Here is a 17,639-nt window from a genome sequence, read left to right on the forward strand (position 1 = left end):
CGCGCCCCGGCGGGCGGGGGGCGCCCGCCGGGCCCCGTCGGTGCCCGTGACCGTCGGTGACGCCGCGGTTCGTCTTTCCTCGGATGTCGGCCTGATTGTCACATGCGCACATACCCCGGCCGGAATCGCCGAAACCCTGCCCAGTTCACGTGTGATCTATCCGCTCGTGGACGGTCAGCAGCAGATGATCGAATTCGGTGCGCAGCGCAGGGGCGGCGTAGTCCACCGTGGGCAGCTCGGCGACCAACTGCGCGGCCAGCGCCCGGAGTTTGGTGTTGGTCTCCTGAGAGCGCCAGATCAGCACCCGGAACGCCTGGTCGGCGCTGATCCCGTACACCACCATCAACGCACCCTTGGCCTGCTCGATCACCGCTCGTGCCGCGTAGAGGCCCGGCAGCGTGTCCTGCAGAGCCTCCTCCCGCTCCTCGGCCAGCGTTTCGGTGAGGTCGATGTAGTAGCCCGTGGAACCGATCACGGCACCCTGCTCGTCGGTCATCACATCGGCCACCACGATGACGTGCTTGGTTTCCCCGGCGAGATCGACGATGCGGTGCCTGCTGCAGAACGGCGTCCCCTCGGCCACCGATTTCGCGAGAGCGTTCGCCACCTGCGCGCGGTCGTCGGGATGCTTGTGCCCGAGCAGCAGCTCGGTGCTGGGCGTCATCGGCGCCGACGGGTAACCGTGCATCTCGGCGACGGCTTCCGACCACTCCCAGCGTTGGTCGGCGAACCAGAAGCGGAAGGCGCCCGCACACTGCGAAACGCTCCGATCGAGTCCAGTAATTCCTCGGCGACAGCGCCGTCTTCTCGTGACACGGCTCGAGTATCGACCGTGCCCACGCGGAAAGCGACCCCGCCCCGGCCGCTCGAGCGGCCGGGGCGGGGTGTGAGCGCGGGCTGTGGGTCAGCTCGTGAGCGCGCTGTTCAGGCTCGGGAAATACTCGAACTGCGGCCGCACACCGGCGACCTCGAGCGCCCGCTCCACTTCCTTCCGGCCGCTGACCACCCGAAGTTCGACCCCGGCACGCCACGCGGCGGCCTTGGCCTCGGCGAGGATGACGGCGGCGCGGATACTCATGAAAGTGGTGGCACGCAGGTCCAGCACCACGGCGCGGCACAGACCGGCGCGGCACCGCTCGAGCAGCGCGCGCAGTTCTTCGTGTAGTACGGCATCCAACTCGCCTTCTACGCGGGCGACCACGCATTCGGGGTGTTCGGTACTGCGTCGCGACCACATACGACCGGTGGTCACCGGTCGCGGGTCGCGCCTGCGTTGCTGATCGACCTGGCACCGGGCGGTGGTAACCGACATATCAATCCCATCCCTTGCTGGTGGGGATTTCCGGTTGGCGTACGCGCTACGGGCGGATATCGGAACGGGAGCCGGTCCCGCTCATCGAACCCGGGCACCGAGAGATACGCGGTACCGGGATCGGCTGCATGTTTTCAACCTGCCGACCATTCTGGCACGGTCGGCCGACGGTGTACACCGCCGTCGACCCGGGCATATCCGGTCGCCGGCGCCGTCGCGCGGTCGGATGGAGATGTTTATCCCCCGTGCCACCGGCTATTGCGCACAGGCACAAGGCCGGGTCGGACCGGCCGACCGAACAGGGGCGGAGGTTTCCGGAATGGCTTCTCTGACCGCGGTGGCACTGGTGTGCTCACTGAAGAGCTCACCCGCCGAATCCAGCAGCGATCTGCTGGCCCGGCAGGTGCTCGACGAACTCGCCAAGCATGATGTGGCGGGCGAAGTGATCCGGGTCGTCGATCACGATATCCGTCCGGGCGTCAGCGCCGACGAGGGCGACGGCGACGAATGGCCCGCGGTCCGGGCCCGCGTCATCGATGCGGACATTCTGCTCTTCGCGACCCCGACCTGGGTGGGTCATATGTCGTCGGTGGCCCAGCGCGTGCTGGAAAGACTGGACGCCGAGCTGTCGGAAACCGACGACGCGGGACGGCCCGCCCTGTTCGGCAAGGTCGCGCTGACGGCGGTGGTCGGTAACGAGGACGGCGCCCACAAGATCACCGCGGACCTGTTCCAGGGCCTGAACGATATCGGCTACACCCTGCCCGCGCAGGGTGGAACCTACTGGAACGGTGAGGCCATGAGCGGTGTCGACTATCTGGATCTGGACAAGGTTCCCAGCGCGGTCGCCTCCACGAACGCGACCGCTGCCCGGAATGCGGCGCATCTCGCCCGAGCATTGCGCGGAGCGCCCTATCCGGCCGAGTAACGCGCAGCGCGTCCCGCTGCCTCCCAGGGATTCGAAGTTCGATGCCTGCGAAAGGCGAACCATGGTCGAAACACTCACCCCGCGCGAGACCGCCGTCGGCGCGCCCCTGCTCCCCCTGGCCCGCGGCCCGCTGTCGGAGGCCGTACTGACGCTGCTGCGGGACGTATCCGGACGACCGGTACCCGAGGTCCCCGACGATCTCGATCCCTACGGTGACGATTTCCAGCTGACCCTGCACACCTGCTATGAGCTGCACTATCAAGGCTTCCGTGGCGTGGACGCCGGCTGGGAGTGGGATCCGGGACTGCTGCGGATGCGGGCGGAACTCGAGCGCCGGTTCCTCGCCACCCTGCGCGCCGAGGTGCCCGGAGGCGCCGATGTCACAGCGGAACTGGATCGCTTGCTCACCGTCCCCGTGGCCGGCGGTGTCCCGGGCCGGCTGCGCGACGACGGGTCCTGGTGGCAGATGCGCGAGTATTTCGTCCAGCGCTCGATCTACCACCACAAGGAGGCCGATCCGGTGGCCTGGGTGATACCCCGTCTGCGCGGCCGGGCGAAGGCCGGATTGGTGGCAATCGAGTTCGACGAGTTCGGCGGCGGCCACGGAGATCGCATCCACGCCCGGCTCTACGCCGACCTGCTGCGCGGCGCGGGCCTGTCCGACGGCTACCTGCACTATCTGGACGTCGTCCCCGCCTCCATGCTCGCCCTGGTCGACATGATGTCGCTGTTCGGCCTGCACCGTTCGCTGCGGGGCGCGGTCGTGGGCCATTTCGCGGCAGTGGAGATCACCTCCTCACCGGCCTCGAAACTGATGGTCGAGGCGCTGCGACGGTTCTCCGCCCACCCGGACTGCGTCCGTTTCTACAGCGAACACGTGACGGCGGACGCCGTCCACGAACAGGTCGTGCGCCGCGAGGTACTCGACGACCTGTTGGCCCGCGAACCCGGACTGGCCGAGTCGGTGGTCTTCGGAATCCAGGCGACCGATCTGCTCGAGGACCGGTGCGCGGACCAGATGCTCGACCGCTGGCGCGCGGGCGAGAGTTCGCTGCGGACGACGGCGCGGTGAGTCCGGTGTTCGTCAGTGTTCCCGGCGTCTACCGTCCCCAGCCGGATACCCGGCTGCTCGCCCGGGCGATGACCGACGCGGCCCTGCCGCGCGGCGCGCAGGTACTCGACGCGTGTACCGGCACCGGTGCGCTGGCGATCCACGCCGCCCGGTCCGGGGCGGCGGCCGTCACCGCGGTGGACCTGTCACGCGCCGCGCTGGCCTCGGCCTGGTTCAACAGCCGGCTGTACGGGGTGCGGCTGGAACTGCTGTGCGGAGACGTCACCCGGGTGGTCGAGGGCCGCACGTTCGACGTGGTGGTCGCCAACCCGCCGTATGTACCCAGCGAAGCCCATCCGCCCGAGGACGGCCCCGCGCGCGCCTGGGACGCCGGCTGGCACGGCCGCCATCTGCTGGACCCCCTGTGCGAGATGATGCCGCAATTGCTCGCCGTCGGCGGTACCGCGCTGATCGTGCACTCCGCGGTCTCGGGTATCGCCGCCACGCTTACCCGGTTGCGTGCGGGTGGGTTGAAGGCGACCGTGGTGGCCCGCACCGTCATCCCGTTCGGGCCGGTGATGCGCAGCCGGCTGGAGTGGCTGCGGGAACGCGGCCTGATCCAGCCCGAACAAGAGCACGAGGAACTGGTGGTGATCCGTGCCGACCGAACCCGCTGACACACCGCCCGGTCCCGACGAGTTGCTCGCCGCGATCCGCCACGCCGACCCCGCGACGGCGGATGACGCGGCGGCGGACGACGCCTGCGGCTCCCGGCCGGAACCGGCCCCTATCCCACCGGATGCGGCGAACCCGGTACGCCGGATCACCTTCACCGCCGAGGGGCCGGCGCTGGTGGAGGGCCCGCTGGAGGTGATCACCCCGGAGGGTGACCCCATGCTCGCCGACCGCTTCCTGGTCGCGCTGTGTACCTGCAAACGTTCCGGGAGCTACCCGCTGTGCGATACGAGCCATCGCCGCCGGGCCCGGCGCTCCGGAAATGATCGAGAAGGGAGGTAGAGGTATGTCGTCCATGGATCCCGACCCCGCCGAAACCCCTGATCTGGAACCGGGCGGCGGAGTCCCACCGGGTTCCACACCGCCCGATACTCCACAGACCTCCGGGTTGTCGGCAGAGGAGCCGGCCACGCGGCATCACTTTCCCCCGACCGGAGTCCTGGCGGTGGTACTGACGATCGCCCTGGTCGCCGCGTTCGTGGTGGTGGCGGTGGCCCTGGTGATCACGGTCGTGAGCTGATTGGCGGTGCCGTTTCCGGGTAGCCGCCCGGTATGGCTCCGACCCATCAGCAGTTGCTCCATGCGCTGACGCGAGCCGCGAATGCGCTGACGCACCACGACGTCCCCTTCGCCGTGGCGGGTGGTTGCGCGGTCTACGCCCGGGGCGGACCGCCCTCGGATCATGATGTCGATCTCTTCGTCAAACCCGCCGACAGCGGCCGGGCGCGCAGCGAACTGGCCCGGGCGGGCCTGCGTATCGCCGACGCGGCCGAGGATTGGCTCACCAAGGCCTACGACGGCGACACCCTCATCGACATCATCCACCGGCCCAACAACCGCGAGGTGGACGACGCCCTGCTGGCCCGGGCGGAGATCATGCGGGTCGGGCCGACAATGGCGCCGGTGGTGCACGGCACCGATCTGCTGGTCGACAAACTGCTGGTCTTCGACGCCCACCGGCTGGACCTGAGCCCGCTGTTGCGTATCTCGCGCGATCTGCGCGAACAGGTGGACTGGCCGTCGGTGCGCGCCCAGACCGAACATTCGCCCTACGCGCGGGCGTTCCTCGGGTTGATCGACGATCTCGGCATCGCCGATACCCGGACCGATGATCGAACCTCAGGAAAGGCCGGATAGATGTCGGAAACCCAGAACCGTCCGCCCGGCCGGCCACCGGAGTACCTGGCCGCCGAACTACACCGGGCATTGACCGAGGATCCACGCTGCGCCGAACAGGGTGTGCGGGTGCGGATCCGGGGCGATGTGGTGGTGCTCGACGGCGAAGTGGGTACCGCGGAACGGCGGCGCCGGCTCGAGGACGTGGTGCACGAGATCGCCCCGGACGCACAGATCCACAACGACGTACACGTGACCGCGACGCCCGGCCCGGGCGAATGCGAGGACCTCGGTGACTGACACCGGGCGGAAGGGAGTGCACCGATGCGGATCGCCGCTGTGGGGGATGTCCATCTGGGGACCGACTCGCGGGGCATGCTGCGTCCCGCGCTACGCGGTCTACCGGACCACGCCGATGTCCTGCTGTTGGCCGGTGATCTGACCAATCACGGGACCCTGCCCGAAGCCGAGGTGGTGGCCACGGAATTCGCCGATGTCGGTGTCCCGGTCATCGCGGTCCTCGGTAACCACGATTATCACAGCGATCTCTCCGACGAGATCACCGAAATGCTGGCCGCGGCCGGGATCACGGTCCTCGAGGGCAGCGCCACCACGGTCACGATCGGCGATCGCACGCTGGGCGTCGCGGGAACGAAGGGCTTCGGCGGCGGGTTCGCCGGGAAATGCGCCAGCGTGTTCGGCGAACACCTGATGCGCGAGTTCGCCGGGCACACCGTGGAGTTGGCCACCCGGCTCGATACCGCGCTGGCCGAGCTCGACACCGATGTCACGGTGGTCCTCACCCACTACTCTCCCGTCAGCGACACCCTGCACGGAGAACCGCGGGAGATCTACCCGTTTCTGGGTTCCTACCTGCTCGGTGAGCCCATCGACACCCACCGGGCGGATCTGGCGCTGCACGGGCACGCCCACGCCGGGTGCGAACGCGGCACCACACCCGGCGGTATCCGCGTCCGCAATGTCGCCCAGCCGGTCATCCGCTCGGCCTTCGCGGTGTACGAACTGCATCCGCGGCGGACGCGCGTGCGCGAGCACAGCGAAACCGCGTTGACCGGATGACCGGGCCGCCTACTGCGCGAACGCGGCCTCGATACCGTCGAACCACGCCGCTTCCTCGAGCAGCCGGGTGCTGCGCCAGCCGTCGGGAGTCCGGATGAGGTCGTGGTTGTACCAGCCGCCGCAGGTGAACTGCTTGCCCGGGGACACGATCATCGGGTTGAAGAACATCGCCCGCACCTTCGCGCTGTCGCCGTCGAGGTCGACCGCGATATTGGAGATGAAATGCTGGGTGCGGGCGAACAGGTTCAGCTGCTCGGTCAGCCGGGCCACCACGGTGTCGAGATCGCCGACCGGGCCGCCGGCCGTGCTGTAGTCGATCTGCGCGTCGGCAGTGAACACTGTGCGGTACAGCGCCCAGTCCTTGCTGTCGACGGCGGTGGCGTAGCGGGTGAGCAGATCGGTGATCTCGAGCCGATCGGCGAGGGTCGCTGAATCCATCCCTCCATACAACCGCACCGCCGCGGTGTCCGGGCGGGTTCGGTCTCAGCGGCCGCGAAAGATCCGATGCCACCAACGCACGCCGGGTACGGGACGGGGCCGGGCGATATCCGGGCGCCGGGCCGCGACCGCCGGAGCGTCCACCCGGGTGGCCCGCTCCCGCCATTCCCGGACGACCGCGTCCGCGTCGACCGGCGCGACCGGGACCTGCGGACCGGTGGGCATCCGCAACCAGTCGACGATGCGCCGGTTGAGCTCGGCGACCGTCTCGCGCACCTCGTGTTCGGACGCGGCGTCGCGGACCGTCTCCGGTAACCGCTCCACATCACGGCGCAGCAACAGCGAAGGCGGCAGCATGGCGTCGCCGCTCACACCTTCGCGACGCAGGTAGTCGCGCAACCACGCGTTCTCGTCGTGGTAGGGGTTCCCGGCACCCGGTAGCGGTTTACCGGCGCCGGAGAGGTTCTCGAAGTCGCCGCGTTCGGTGGCTTCCCGGATTTTGCGATCGACCCAGGACTCGAAGTCGACACCCACGGGTTTGCGCTCGGTCATCGTGCCTCCTCACCGTCTCCCACCACGGTAACGCTGCGTGCCGGCAGCGGCGCCGGAGGCGACCCGTGCAACCACGGGTCACCTCCCGGGCTCAGGCCCCGTTGGTGGAGGTACTGCGGGCGCGGCCGGAACGGGCCCGGCGGCGCTCCGCCTGGAGGTCGGCGAGCTCCTGCTCGAGGATATCGGCGACCCGGAACTGGCCGGTGTCGTAGCCGTCGGAGGAGCGCACGACGTCGAGGAACTCGTCGGTCTCCTTGTCCCCGGACAGCTTGCCCTTGCTCTCCCCGGAACCGTTCCTGGCACCGTCGGAGGAACCCTTGCTCAACCCCGAGAGCTTTTTCGGTTTGGTCACCGGAAGCTTGTCGGTGGTGTCGGCGGTTTTCGTCGTGGCCGAGTCCCCCTCGAACAGAGGCGAATTGGCCGCCATCTCATCGAGCAGCGAACTCGTCCGCCCGATCAACCCGGAAGTGACCTCCGCCAGATCCCCCGACCGGCGTTTTCCCGTATCACCGCCCTTGCCGTCCGACCGGAAGGCCGAACCACTCGATGCGGAAACAGCTGTCTTCGCCCCGCCCGGCTCCAGCGCGGCCGGTTTCGCCTCGGGCTCGACGGCCGGGAGTTCGGTCGCCAGCTTCGCGTGATCGAGCCGCAGGCTCACCCGGGGCAGGCTGTTGCGGATCTGATCCGCGGGGTCGGGCAGCACCCGGACCTGTTCGGTGGCCCGCAGGATCGCCATACCGTAGCGACTGCTCGCCGCGTCGTGGATGAGCAGCGCGACACCGATCATCACCGGGGCGACCGCGTGCACGGCGGCGTCGTACCATTCCCCGACCCGCAGATAGGGGTAGGTGTTCAGTCCGACGGTCAGGGCGAGCAGCGCGATCTCGGCGGCGGCCACCTGTTTCCGGTTGTTGATCACCCCCCACTCCGCGACCTTGTTGGTGCCGATCATGATGATGATCAGGCAGACACTGATCATCGCTTCCAGCAGATAGCTGAACCAGAACAGCGGATCGGACGCACCGGTGGGGGCGATGTTCTGCTGCACGTTGACGGCCGACCAGAGCATCCCCGCACCGACCACACCGGCCAGCGCACGCAACGACCAGGACCGATGCCGGTACAGCGAGGCGAGTTTGGCGTGCGGGCTGGACTCCCGGCGCTGAGCGGCGATGGCTTTACGGGCGAGCAAGAGGTCGCGCATATCCGCCTTCTCGATCTGCTCGGTGGTCTGCCTGGCACGATCGTTGGCCGAGGCGACCGCTTGGATCTCCTTCCAGCGCTGCCCACGCTCCTGTTCGCGGATGCGCTCGGCGAGATCACGTTCGGCGCGTAGCTCCGTTTCCGACAGTGCCTCGGTGAGGGCGGGGTCGAACTGGTAGGCCAGCCGGCCCCGAGCGTGTTCGACGCGCTGAGCCAGTTGCGTGACATCGTCCTCGAGTGGCGGTTCGACAGTCATTACGGCTCCCGCCTCGGGTGATTCGATGGCAGACAAGTAGTCACGCCCGGGTACGGTACCGGCCTTTGCTCCGCGATGCATCGTCACGGTCGAATCGGCCGAATTCCGTGGGCGTTCACAGGCTGTTCACGAGTTCCCCGGGCAGCCCGGCATTTCCGCGTCCACGGGGGCCCGTCACGACACGGCGGGGGCAGCCGGCGCGGCCGCTCACAGGTCGTCCAGGGTGGTCAGGACCGCTTTCACCGCGGGACGCGCCTCGGGGACCGGAGCGAGCGGATACACGTGGAACAGGCCGGGTTCGGCGATGAGACGCACGCGGGCGCCGGCGCGTTCGGCGAATGCGCGCGCGTCGGGGTACAGGATGTCGTGCGTACCGACGAAGAGATCCGTTTCCGGTAGCCCGTCCACCGGACCGTTGATCGGGCTGAGTTCCGGCAGCCCGAGGTCGTCCCCGCCGGCCCAGACGCGTCCCGCCTCGAGCAGACCGGGGCGCGCCAGCCACGGATCGTCCGCCTGCACCCGGTCGATCTCCGGTGCGGACAAACGCATATCGAGACACGGTGCGAACAGGATCAGCCGCGCCGGGCCGGGCAGTCCGGCGTCCGGCAGCGTCTGGGCGAGCAGCAGCGCCAGGGTGCCACCGGCGGAATCCCCGGCGAGTACCACCCGCCCGGGCTCCACGGCGCCGATCACCTCCCGATACACCGCGAGCAGATACGGCCGCGCCGACCGGTAGGTGTACCGCGGCGCCAGCGGATAGATCGGCACCTCGACCCGGTGCCCGGCCGTGACGAGCCGATCGATGAACCGCCAGTGCCACCAGCTGATCTCCCGGAAGAAGCTACCGCCGTGCAGATAGAGCACGACTTTCCCGGACTCCGGCGCCGTCCGGGGCGTCACGCGGTAGCAGGGGAAGCCGTCGACGAGGCGGTCTTCCACCCGATGCCGGCGCCGCAGCCGCCGCGGCGGGGTGTGGGGGCCGGCGGGTTCGGCCATGGCGACCCGGGCCTTCTCCGCGGTCGCCATACCGCGTTGGCGGGTGACCCGCAGGAACACCGACAGCGCCCGGGCGCGGCGACTGACCATGAATGTCTACTCCCTCCGTATCCGCCCGCCGGGCGGAACCGGACCGGTCCCGGCTCTCCGGAGCATATTCCGATGCGTCCACCGGCGCGGGCGCGTTACCTTCGTCGGATATGCGACGACAGGTCGTACCGGTACCGGACGCACTACGTCTGCCCCTAGTGCCGGATATCGCGGATCCGCCCCGAGCCGGCGGCCCGGGGCGGATCCGCATTCGGCCGTGCGGTACGGTTGCCCCGTTGTGGATTCGAAATGTATTGCGCCGGACCGGACTTCGCCGCGCCCGGACGAAACGACCGCGCTACCCGGTCGGTCGTCGCCGCGGTCTTGAGCGCCGGTATGCGATACGACGGATACGACAGCCGCGGCCGGGAGCGGAAGTTCGGTCCACGCACCAGTGCCGAACTCCGGGCCGCCGCGACTACGCAGCGCGGCACGAGCTGCCATCGGCCGACACCCGGTCCCGGCGCGACCCCTGGCGCGCATCCCCGCGGTAGTGACCGGACCTACGGCACCGGCCGGAAACCTCGGTGCTCACCCGCCGTGGCGGCGGGTGAGCACCGGGTTCACTTCTTGGCGCGCTTCTCCCGGATCCGGACCGAGATCCGCACCGGCGACCCGTCGAACCCGAACTCCTCGCGCAGCCGCCGCTCCAGGAACCGGCGATAGCCGGCCTCCAGGAACCCGGTGGTGAACAGGACGAAGGTCGGTGGCCTGGTGGTGGCCTGGGTGGCGAACAGCACCCGGGGCAGCCGCCCGCCACGCATGGGCGGCGGTGTCGCGGCGACCACCTCTTTCAACCAGGTGTTCAGGCGGCCGGTCGAAATCCGCTTGTCCCAGGATTCCAGCGCGGTCTCCATGGCCGGGACGAGCTTCTGCACCGCCCGGCCCGTCTGCGCGGAGATATTGACCCGCTGCGCCCACGGCACCCGCACCAGATCGCGATCGACCTCGCGCTCGAGTTGCAGGCGGCGGTCCTCGTCCACCAGATCCCATTTGTTGAACGCCAGCACCAGGGCCCGCCCGGAGTCGGCGACCAGGCTGATCACCCGCAGGTCCTGTTCGGTGATGGGCTGCGCGGCGTCGATCAGCATGATCGCCACCTCGGAGGCCTCCAGTGCCGATTTGGTGCGCAACGAGGCGTAGTACTCGGTACCGCTGGCATTGGCGACCTTACGCCGCAGCCCCGCGGTATCGACGAAACGCCAGACCTTGCCGCCCAGTTCCACCAGCGAATCGACCGGATCGACCGTGGTGCCGGCGATATCGTGCACCACCGACCGCTCGTCACCGCTCAGCTTGTTCAGCAGGCTCGATTTACCGACGTTCGGTTTCCCGACCAGCGCCACCCGGCGCGGCCCGCCGCCGGGCCCGCCGAGTTCCCGCGGGGTCTCCGGCAGCACTTCGAGCACATCGTCGAGCAGGTCACCGGTCCCGCGGCCGTGTGCGGCGGAGACCATACGCGGTTCCCCGAGACCCAGCGACCACAGCGCGGCCGCATCGGCCTCCAAGCGCTGGTCGTCGACCTTGTTGGCGACGAGGATGACCGGTGTCTTCGCCCGCCGCAGCACCTTCACGGCGGCCTCGTCGGTGGCGGTCGCGCCGACCACCGCGTCGACCACCAGCACAATGGCGTCGGCCGTGTTCATGGCGAGTTCGGCCTGCCGCGCCACCGACTGCTGCAGTCCCTTGGCGTCCGGTTCCCAGCCGCCGGTGTCCTGCACCCAGAAACGGCGGCCCGCCCAGTTGGCTTCGTAGGAGACCCGGTCCCGGGTCACCCCGGGCACATCCTCGACCACGGCTTCGCGGCGGCCGAGAATACGGTTCACCAGCGTCGATTTACCGACATTCGGGCGTCCGACCACAGCCAGCGTGGGCATCGGCACCTGGTCGGCGGCCTCCGCGTCACCGGCGAGATCGGTGAGCTCCCAATCCGATTCGTCGCTCCATACGCCGTCGCCGGCGAGTACGTCACTCACAGTGTCCTCGCTCATCCGGCAGCTCCCCGGCTGCGCGCCGCGGCACGATCCCGCGGCCGGTCCAACTGCCGGCCGACCTCGCGGTACAGCTCGTCGATGGTCTCGTCCATGGTCAGTTCGCTGGTGTCGACCTGCACCGCGTCCTCGGCCCGCCGCAGCGGCGACACCGCGCGCGTCGAATCGAGGCGGTCACGGCGCTCCACATCGGCGAGTACCCCGGCGTAGTCGTCCCCGCGGCCCTCGGCGATGTTCTGCTGATTACGGCGATGGGCGCGCGCCTGCGCGGACGCGGTCAGATAGATCTTGGCGTCGGCGTCGGGCAGGACGGTGGTGCCGATATCGCGGCCCTCGACCACGATCCGGCCCGCGCTCACCGCGATCTCACGCTGCAGCGCCACCAGTTGCTCCCGGACCTCCGGCACGGCCGAGACGGCCGATACCGCCGCGGTGACCTCGGCTCCGCGGATCTCGGTACGCACATCGTCGCCGTCGAGTTCGATCAGTTCCCGTTCGGGATCGGTACCGATCCGCAACGGCATGTCGGTGACCGTCGCGGCCACCGCGGCGGAATCCGCCGGGTCGACCCCCGCACGCAGCACCTGCAGCGTGGCGACCCGGTACATCGCGCCGGTATCGAGGTAGCGGGCCGAAAGCCGTACCGCCAGCCGCCGCGACACACTGGACTTCCCGGTCCCCGAGGGACCGTCCATCGCGACGACCAGGGACCGGTCGCGGGCCGGATCCACGACGACCCCCACCGGAGCTTCCACACCGTTCACAAAGACACCGCCTCGTAGAGTTTGCCGATTTCATCGCGCCCCAGCACGCGCAGCGTGCCCGGACGTTGGTCGTTCAGGACGACCGGGCCGATATGGGTGCGGACAAGCCTGGTCACCGGATGCCCGACCGCGTCCAGCAGCCGCCGCACGATATGTTTGCGCCCCTCGTGCAACACCACTTTCACCAGGGAACGTCCCGCGTCGACCTCGAGCACCTGGAAGCGGTCCACCTTGGCCGGTCCGTCGTCGAGCTCCACGCCCTCGCGCAGGATCTTGCCGATCGAACGGTGCACTTCGCCCTGCACGGTCGCCAGGTAGGTCTTCGACACCTCGTAGGACGGGTGCATCAGCCGGTGCGCGAGATCACCGTCATTGGTGAGCAACAGCAACCCCTCGGTATCGGCATCCAACCGGCCGACATGGAACAGCCGCTGCCCGGCCGCGACCCGCTCGGCGACGATATCGCCGACACAGGGCCGGCCCAGATCGTCGGACATGGTGGACTGCCAGCCCTTGGGCTTGTTGAGGGCCAGGTGCACCAGTTCCTCGCGCACCACCACCCGGGTCCCGTCCACCCGCACCACGGCGTTCTCCGGGTCGATCCGCAGGCCCTGCTCTCGCACGATGATGCCGTCGACCTCGACGCGACCCTGCTCGATCATCTCCTCGGCCGCCCGGCGCGAGGCGACCCCGGCCTTGGCCAGCACCTTCTGCAGGCGTTCGCCCTCGCCCCAGGGCAACTTCTCGTGACCGGGTTCACCCGATTCCACATGCTGATGCCGGGCCGGTTTCGCATTGTTCAGCTGCGGGGCGCTGCTCCCGGACCGAGTGCTCTGGGTCTTACGGGCCGTACCGCCGCCCGGGCGGCCACCGGCCCGCGATCCGGCGGCGCCGCTCCGGCCCGCTGTCGAGCCGCCACGGCCCGTCCCCGCGGAACCACCGCGGCCCGCGCCCGCCGCTCCGGTCCGGGCCGATCCCGCGGGGCCACCGCGACCCGCACCCGCCGATCCGGTCCGGGCCGATCCCGCGGGACCACCGCGGCCCGTGCCGGCCGAACCCGCCCGGCCCGGGGTCGCGAAGTCACCGCGACCGCCGGCGGTGCGGGCGCCGCGTCCGCCGGACGACGATTCCGCGCTCGCGGGACGCCCGGAACGCGGCAGCTGGTCACTGCGGGCCCCCCGTTCGGTACTGCGCGGTCCCCCGGTACGGCCGGTGCGGGGCGTATCACTGCCACCGCGGCGCGCGTCCCCGGTACGGGGGGCGCCGCGGCCGCGACCGGCCCGACCGGCCTGGTCGTCACTTTTCCTACGATCCGGTATGCCATCACGGCGAGCGGGTGTCTTCACGTTTTCCTGTCAATCCTCGGCGCCGAGTTTCAGATCGTCCTCAGCGGGTTTTCGCAGCCTGGTGTAGCGGGGGTCCGTCTCCAGACTGTCGTTGATCTCATCGATCAGGTCCACCCCCGGCAACAGGGGCGCCAATGGCGGCAGATCGCTCAGCGACGCCAATCCGATCCGCTCCAGGAACAGTTCGGTGGTGCCGTACAGCGTGCCGTTGGTTTCCGGGTCGGTGCCCGCCTCGGTGATCAATCCCCTGGCCAGCAGGGTACGCATCACACCGTCGACGTTGACACCGCGCACCGCGCTGACCCGAGCCCGGGTCACCGGCTGACGGTATGCCACCACCGCCAGCGTCTCCAGAGCCGCCCGGGTCAACTTCGACCGGGCGCCGTCGAGCAACATACGCTCCACATACGGTGCGTACTCGCTGCGAGTATAGAAGCGCCACCCGTCCCCGGCGAAACGCAGATCGATTCCGCTGCGCCGGGCGGCCAGTTCCGCCGACATCTCCCGCAGGGTGCGCTCCACCCGCTGCGGGGCCTCGTCCAGAGCGGTGGCCAGCTGCTCCACCGGCGCCGGAGTGTCCACCACGAGCAGCAACGCCTCGAGCGCCGCCCGGAATTCGTCGTCGTCCAACGGCTCGGGCGCGATATCGGTCACAGCCTCGGTCATCCGTAGTCCTCTTCTATGGTCACCGGCGCGGCGCCGCCGTCCCCGTCTTCGCCGATCCAGCGCACGGCGAGCGGGCCCAGCGGGTCGGGCTGGTCGAACTCGATCGTCTTACCCCGATACAGCTCGAGCAACGCCAGGAACCGCGCCACAATCTGGATCGGCGCCGCGCAATCGGCCACCAGCTCGGCGAACGTGGTCCATACCCCCACGCCCCGGGCGCGCAGCCGTTCCAGCATGAGCGTCGCCTGCTCCGCCACCGATATCGCATGCGCGTGCAGATGGTCCAGGCCCACGGTCGGTACCGGCCGCGGCCGGAACGCCGCCGCCGCGATCTCGGCGAAACCGGCCGCGTCCACCCCGAGGCTGACCTCCGGCAGCAGACTCGCGAACCGCTCCTCCAACCCGACACTGCGCGGATACCGGCGCAGCGCGGCCGCCTCCAGTTCCCCGAGCAACTCGGCGACCTGCTTGAACGCCCGATACTGCAGGAGCCGGGCGAACAGCAGATCCCGGGCCTCGAGCAACTCCAGATCGTCGGGGTCGGTCACCTCACCCGACGGCAGCAGCCGGGCCGCCTTCAGATCCAGCAGGGTCGCCGCCACCACCAGGAACTCGGTGGTCTGATCCAGGATCTTGTCCGTGCGCAGCGTATTGCCGGGCTGGTTCAATGCGGCGGTCAACGCCTTGGTGTAGGCGATGAATTCGTCGGTGACCTTGTGCAGCGCCACCTCGGTCACATCGAGACGGCGTTGCGAGATCAGCTGGAGCAGCAGGTCGAAAGGACCTTCGAAATTGCTCAACCGCAGATGGAATCCGGACTTCTCCGCTACCGCGCCCGCCGGATCCGCGGGCGCGGCGGGTTGGCTGATCGTCGACGATGCCGGCCGGGGCGGCCCGCTCACCGCCCGGACCGGTGGATGACTTCCCGTGCCATCGCCCGATACGCCTCGGCACCACTGGATTTCGGCGCCCATGTGGTGATCGGTTCACCGGCGACGCTGGCATCCGGGAACCGGACCGTCCGCGCGATCGCGGTGTCGTAGACCAGTTCGCCGAACACCTCGACCACCCGCGCCATCACCTGGCGGGAATGCAGCAACCGGGCGTCGAACATGGTCACCACGATGCCGTACAGGCTCAGCCGCGGATTCAGCCGGTCCCGGACCTTCTCCACGGTGTCGTTGAGCAGGGCCAGCCCGCGCAACGAGAAGTACTCGCATTCCATCGGGATGATCACCCCGTCGGAGCAGGCGAGCGCGTTCACGGTGAGCAGACCGAGCGACGGCTGGCAATCGATGAGGATGTAGTCGTAGCGGTCGCGGATCGGTTCCAGCGCCCGGCCCAGCGACTGCTCGCGGCCGACCTCGTTCACCAACTGGATCTCGGCCGCCGACAGGTCGATATTGCTGGGGAGCAGATCCAGATTCTCGACCTTGGTCTGCATGAGCACGTCATCGGCGCTCACCGGCGCTCCGATGAGCAGATTGTGCACGGTCAGATCGAGATCGTGGTGTGCCACACCCAGACCCGCCGACAGCGCGCCCTGGGGATCGAGATCCACCAGCAGTACCCGGCGGCCGTATTCGGCCAGCGCCGCACCCAGATTGATGGTCGAGGTGGTCTTGCCCACCCCGCCTTTCTGATTGCACATCGCCACGATGAGCGCGTTGCCCTCGTGCGACGGCTCGGGCGGATCCGGGACCGCGCGCAGGGGCCGACCCGTCGGCCCGAGCGCAGCGTCGGCAGGAACGGGTTCGGGGCCCGCGCCCCACACAGACGCGGCGCGATCGTCGCTCTCGGCGCCCTTGGGCGAGTCCGCCGCTCCGGCTGTCGTCACGATCCGCTGCTCCTTATACGTTCCTACCCGTCCGTCACCTCGTAGAGCGTAACGAGGCCGATCAAGGCACGGTCTCGCTTTCGCCACGGTCCGGCTAGTCCTAGACGCTACCGGTTGACCCCACTCGAGCGCCGCGTGTATGCACGGCGTGTTCGTGTTGATGGCGCTACCTGCGGCGACGGCTCAGCGCCGGAGGCTCGGGTGCGATGCCCTCGATAGGTATCGTGCGGCGATCCGGCGGACGGATCCGAGGGGGCCGTGGTGCGTGGTGTGCACTCGTTACGCTCCAGCGACCGGCAGCGGACCACCCCGGCCCCGTCCAAGGCCGCGACTCACCGCGCCCGCGGGTGGGCCGTCGCCCAGACCTCGCGCAGTGTCCCCACCGTGACCAATGTGTAGATCTGGGTGGTGGTCACCGACGCGTGGCCCAGTAACTCCTGCACGACCCGCACATCGGCGCCGCCGTCGAGTAGATGGGTGGCGAACGAATGCCGCAGGGTGTGCGGAGAAACCGTGGCGGTGATCCCGGCGTGCTCGGCGGCGCGCTGGAGCACCTGCCAGGCGCTCTGCCGGGACAGCCGGCCGCCGCGCACATTCAGGAACAACGCGGCCGCCGCGCCGGGTGTATGCCGGCGGGCCCGGGCCGCGAGGGCGGGCCGGCCGCGCACCAGGTAGGCGTCCACCGCGGCCAGCGCGGGGCGGCCGATGGGCACGATCCGCTGTTTACCGCCCTTACCGCGCAGGACGACCGCCCGGTCGTCGAGGTCGAGGTCGTCGATATCGAGTCCGACGGTCTCGGAGATCCGCGCGCCGGTCGAGTACAGCAGTTCCAGCAGCGCCCGGTCACGCAACCCGCGCGCCGCAGCTTCGCCCCCGGTCCCGGCACCGGCATCCGCCGCGTCCAGCAGTCGCAACACCTGATCCACCGGGAGCGCTTTGGGCAGCCGCTGGCCCACCATCGGTGGTTTGACGGCCTGCGCGACATCAGCGCTGGTCAGCCCCTCGGCAGCCGCGAACCGGTGCAATCCCCGTACGGCGATCAATGCCCGCGCCACCGAGCCCGGTGCCAGCGGGGGATGGTGCGCGCCACCGGCCCGCAGGGCGACCGCGAACTCGGTGATATCGCGTTCCGCGACGGATGCCAGGTCGGCGCGACCGCGTTCGCTCAGGAACTCCCGGTACCGGGACAGGTCCCGGCGGTACGCGGAGAGGGTGCTGCGCGCGGCACCCCGTTCCACGGCCAGATGGTCCAGGAAGATTTCGACCTCCCGCACCGCC

At 69.4% G+C, this 17,639-nt stretch carries 21 protein-coding genes; 8 read left to right on the plus strand and 13 right to left on the minus strand.

Annotated elements, in window-relative coordinates:
• Positions 1-145: 145 nt before the first annotated feature.
• Positions 146-784 carry a PAS and ANTAR domain-containing protein gene (locus IG75_RS0111615; protein ID WP_030521232.1) on the minus strand — a complete coding sequence of 213 codons (639 nt, stop codon included), beginning with the start codon at positions 782-784 and terminating at the stop codon, positions 146-148.
• A gap of 120 nt (positions 785-904) precedes the next feature.
• The gene (locus tag IG75_RS0111620; protein ID WP_036513328.1) at positions 905-1,312 is read right to left on the minus strand and encodes an STAS domain-containing protein; all 408 of its coding nucleotides are present in this window, start codon (positions 1,310-1,312) and stop codon (positions 905-907) included.
• A 319-nt stretch (positions 1,313-1,631) separates the two neighbouring features.
• Between IG75_RS0111620 and IG75_RS0111625 the strand changes: the two genes are divergently transcribed.
• The 8 genes from IG75_RS0111625 to IG75_RS0111660 all read left to right on the plus strand — a co-directional run bounded on the left by IG75_RS0111625 (position 1,632) and on the right by IG75_RS0111660 (position 6,222).
• Positions 1,632-2,240 (plus strand): flavodoxin family protein, encoded by a 609-nt coding sequence (locus tag IG75_RS0111625; protein WP_030521234.1) that lies wholly within the window; start codon positions 1,632-1,634, stop codon positions 2,238-2,240.
• A gap of 61 nt (positions 2,241-2,301) precedes the next feature.
• Positions 2,302-3,312: an iron-containing redox enzyme family protein gene (locus IG75_RS0111630; RefSeq protein WP_036513331.1), complete on the plus strand. Its 1,011-nt coding sequence runs from the start codon at positions 2,302-2,304 to the stop codon at positions 3,310-3,312.
• Between the two features lie 5 nt (positions 3,313-3,317).
• Positions 3,318-3,968: a HemK2/MTQ2 family protein methyltransferase gene (locus IG75_RS0111635; RefSeq protein WP_030521236.1), complete on the plus strand. Its 651-nt coding sequence runs from the start codon at positions 3,318-3,320 to the stop codon at positions 3,966-3,968.
• Positions 3,949-4,308 carry a CDGSH iron-sulfur domain-containing protein gene (locus tag IG75_RS40750; RefSeq protein WP_307688024.1) on the plus strand — a complete coding sequence of 120 codons (360 nt, stop codon included), beginning with the start codon at positions 3,949-3,951 and terminating at the stop codon, positions 4,306-4,308. Before IG75_RS0111635 ends, IG75_RS40750 begins: the two co-directional genes overlap by 20 nt.
• Before the next feature lie 4 nt (positions 4,309-4,312).
• Positions 4,313-4,546, plus strand: coding sequence for a DUF6480 family protein (locus IG75_RS0111645; protein WP_030521238.1), 234 nt, complete (start codon positions 4,313-4,315; stop codon positions 4,544-4,546).
• 32 nt (positions 4,547-4,578) lie between these two features.
• Positions 4,579-5,163, plus strand: coding sequence for a nucleotidyltransferase family protein (locus tag IG75_RS0111650; RefSeq protein ID WP_030521239.1), 585 nt, complete (start codon positions 4,579-4,581; stop codon positions 5,161-5,163).
• On the plus strand, positions 5,164-5,442 hold the full coding sequence (locus tag IG75_RS40210; protein WP_030521240.1) for a BON domain-containing protein: 279 nt from the start codon (positions 5,164-5,166) through the stop codon (positions 5,440-5,442).
• 24 nt (positions 5,443-5,466) lie between these two features.
• Complete coding sequence (locus IG75_RS0111660; RefSeq protein WP_036513334.1) at positions 5,467-6,222, plus strand: metallophosphoesterase family protein; 756 nt, start codon at positions 5,467-5,469, stop codon at positions 6,220-6,222.
• Positions 6,223-6,231: 9 nt separating this feature from the next.
• Here IG75_RS0111660 and IG75_RS0111665 read toward each other — a convergent pair whose 3' ends face one another.
• The 11 genes from IG75_RS0111665 to xerD form a co-directional block, all read right to left on the minus strand.
• Positions 6,232-6,660, minus strand: coding sequence for a nuclear transport factor 2 family protein (locus tag IG75_RS0111665; protein WP_030521242.1), 429 nt, complete (start codon positions 6,658-6,660; stop codon positions 6,232-6,234).
• 45 nt (positions 6,661-6,705) lie between these two features.
• Entirely contained in the window at positions 6,706-7,212 is a 507-nt protein-coding gene (locus IG75_RS0111670) for a DnaJ family domain-containing protein (RefSeq protein ID WP_030521243.1), read from the minus strand.
• A gap of 91 nt (positions 7,213-7,303) precedes the next feature.
• Positions 7,304-8,671 carry a hypothetical protein gene (locus IG75_RS0111675; protein ID WP_030521244.1) on the minus strand — a complete coding sequence of 456 codons (1,368 nt, stop codon included), beginning with the start codon at positions 8,669-8,671 and terminating at the stop codon, positions 7,304-7,306.
• 207 nt (positions 8,672-8,878) lie between these two features.
• Positions 8,879-9,757 carry an alpha/beta hydrolase fold domain-containing protein gene (locus tag IG75_RS0111680; RefSeq protein WP_030521245.1) on the minus strand — a complete coding sequence of 293 codons (879 nt, stop codon included), beginning with the start codon at positions 9,755-9,757 and terminating at the stop codon, positions 8,879-8,881.
• A gap of 563 nt (positions 9,758-10,320) precedes the next feature.
• Positions 10,321-11,748, minus strand: a complete 1,428-nt coding sequence (der, locus tag IG75_RS0111690; RefSeq protein WP_030521247.1) for a ribosome biogenesis GTPase Der — start codon at positions 11,746-11,748, stop codon at positions 10,321-10,323.
• Positions 11,745-12,443 carry a (d)CMP kinase gene (gene cmk / locus IG75_RS0111695; RefSeq protein ID WP_051714525.1) on the minus strand — a complete coding sequence of 233 codons (699 nt, stop codon included), beginning with the start codon at positions 12,441-12,443 and terminating at the stop codon, positions 11,745-11,747. Before cmk ends, der begins: the two co-directional genes overlap by 4 nt.
• Positions 12,444-12,508: 65 nt before the next feature.
• The gene (locus tag IG75_RS38225) at positions 12,509-13,858 is read right to left on the minus strand and encodes a pseudouridine synthase (protein WP_081876805.1); all 1,350 of its coding nucleotides are present in this window, start codon (positions 13,856-13,858) and stop codon (positions 12,509-12,511) included.
• 9 nt (positions 13,859-13,867) lie between these two features.
• Positions 13,868-14,524, minus strand: a complete 657-nt coding sequence (gene scpB, locus IG75_RS0111705) for an SMC-Scp complex subunit ScpB (RefSeq protein ID WP_030521250.1) — start codon at positions 14,522-14,524, stop codon at positions 13,868-13,870.
• A complete protein-coding gene (locus tag IG75_RS0111710) occupies positions 14,521-15,426 on the minus strand; it encodes a segregation and condensation protein A (protein WP_373863771.1) in 906 nt (301 codons plus the stop codon). The genes scpB and IG75_RS0111710 overlap by 4 nt, the downstream gene beginning before the upstream one ends.
• Positions 15,423-16,298: a ParA family protein gene (locus IG75_RS0111715; protein WP_051714501.1), complete on the minus strand. Its 876-nt coding sequence runs from the start codon at positions 16,296-16,298 to the stop codon at positions 15,423-15,425. Before IG75_RS0111715 ends, IG75_RS0111710 begins: the two co-directional genes overlap by 4 nt.
• Before the next feature lie 395 nt (positions 16,299-16,693).
• Complete coding sequence (gene xerD / locus IG75_RS0111720) at positions 16,694-17,635, minus strand: site-specific tyrosine recombinase XerD (RefSeq protein WP_030521253.1); 942 nt, start codon at positions 17,633-17,635, stop codon at positions 16,694-16,696.
• Positions 17,636-17,639 lie beyond the last annotated feature (4 nt).

The organism is Nocardia rhamnosiphila NBRC 108938 (assembly GCF_000720425.1).
Classification (GTDB): domain Bacteria; phylum Actinomycetota; class Actinomycetes; order Mycobacteriales; family Mycobacteriaceae; genus Nocardia; species Nocardia rhamnosiphila.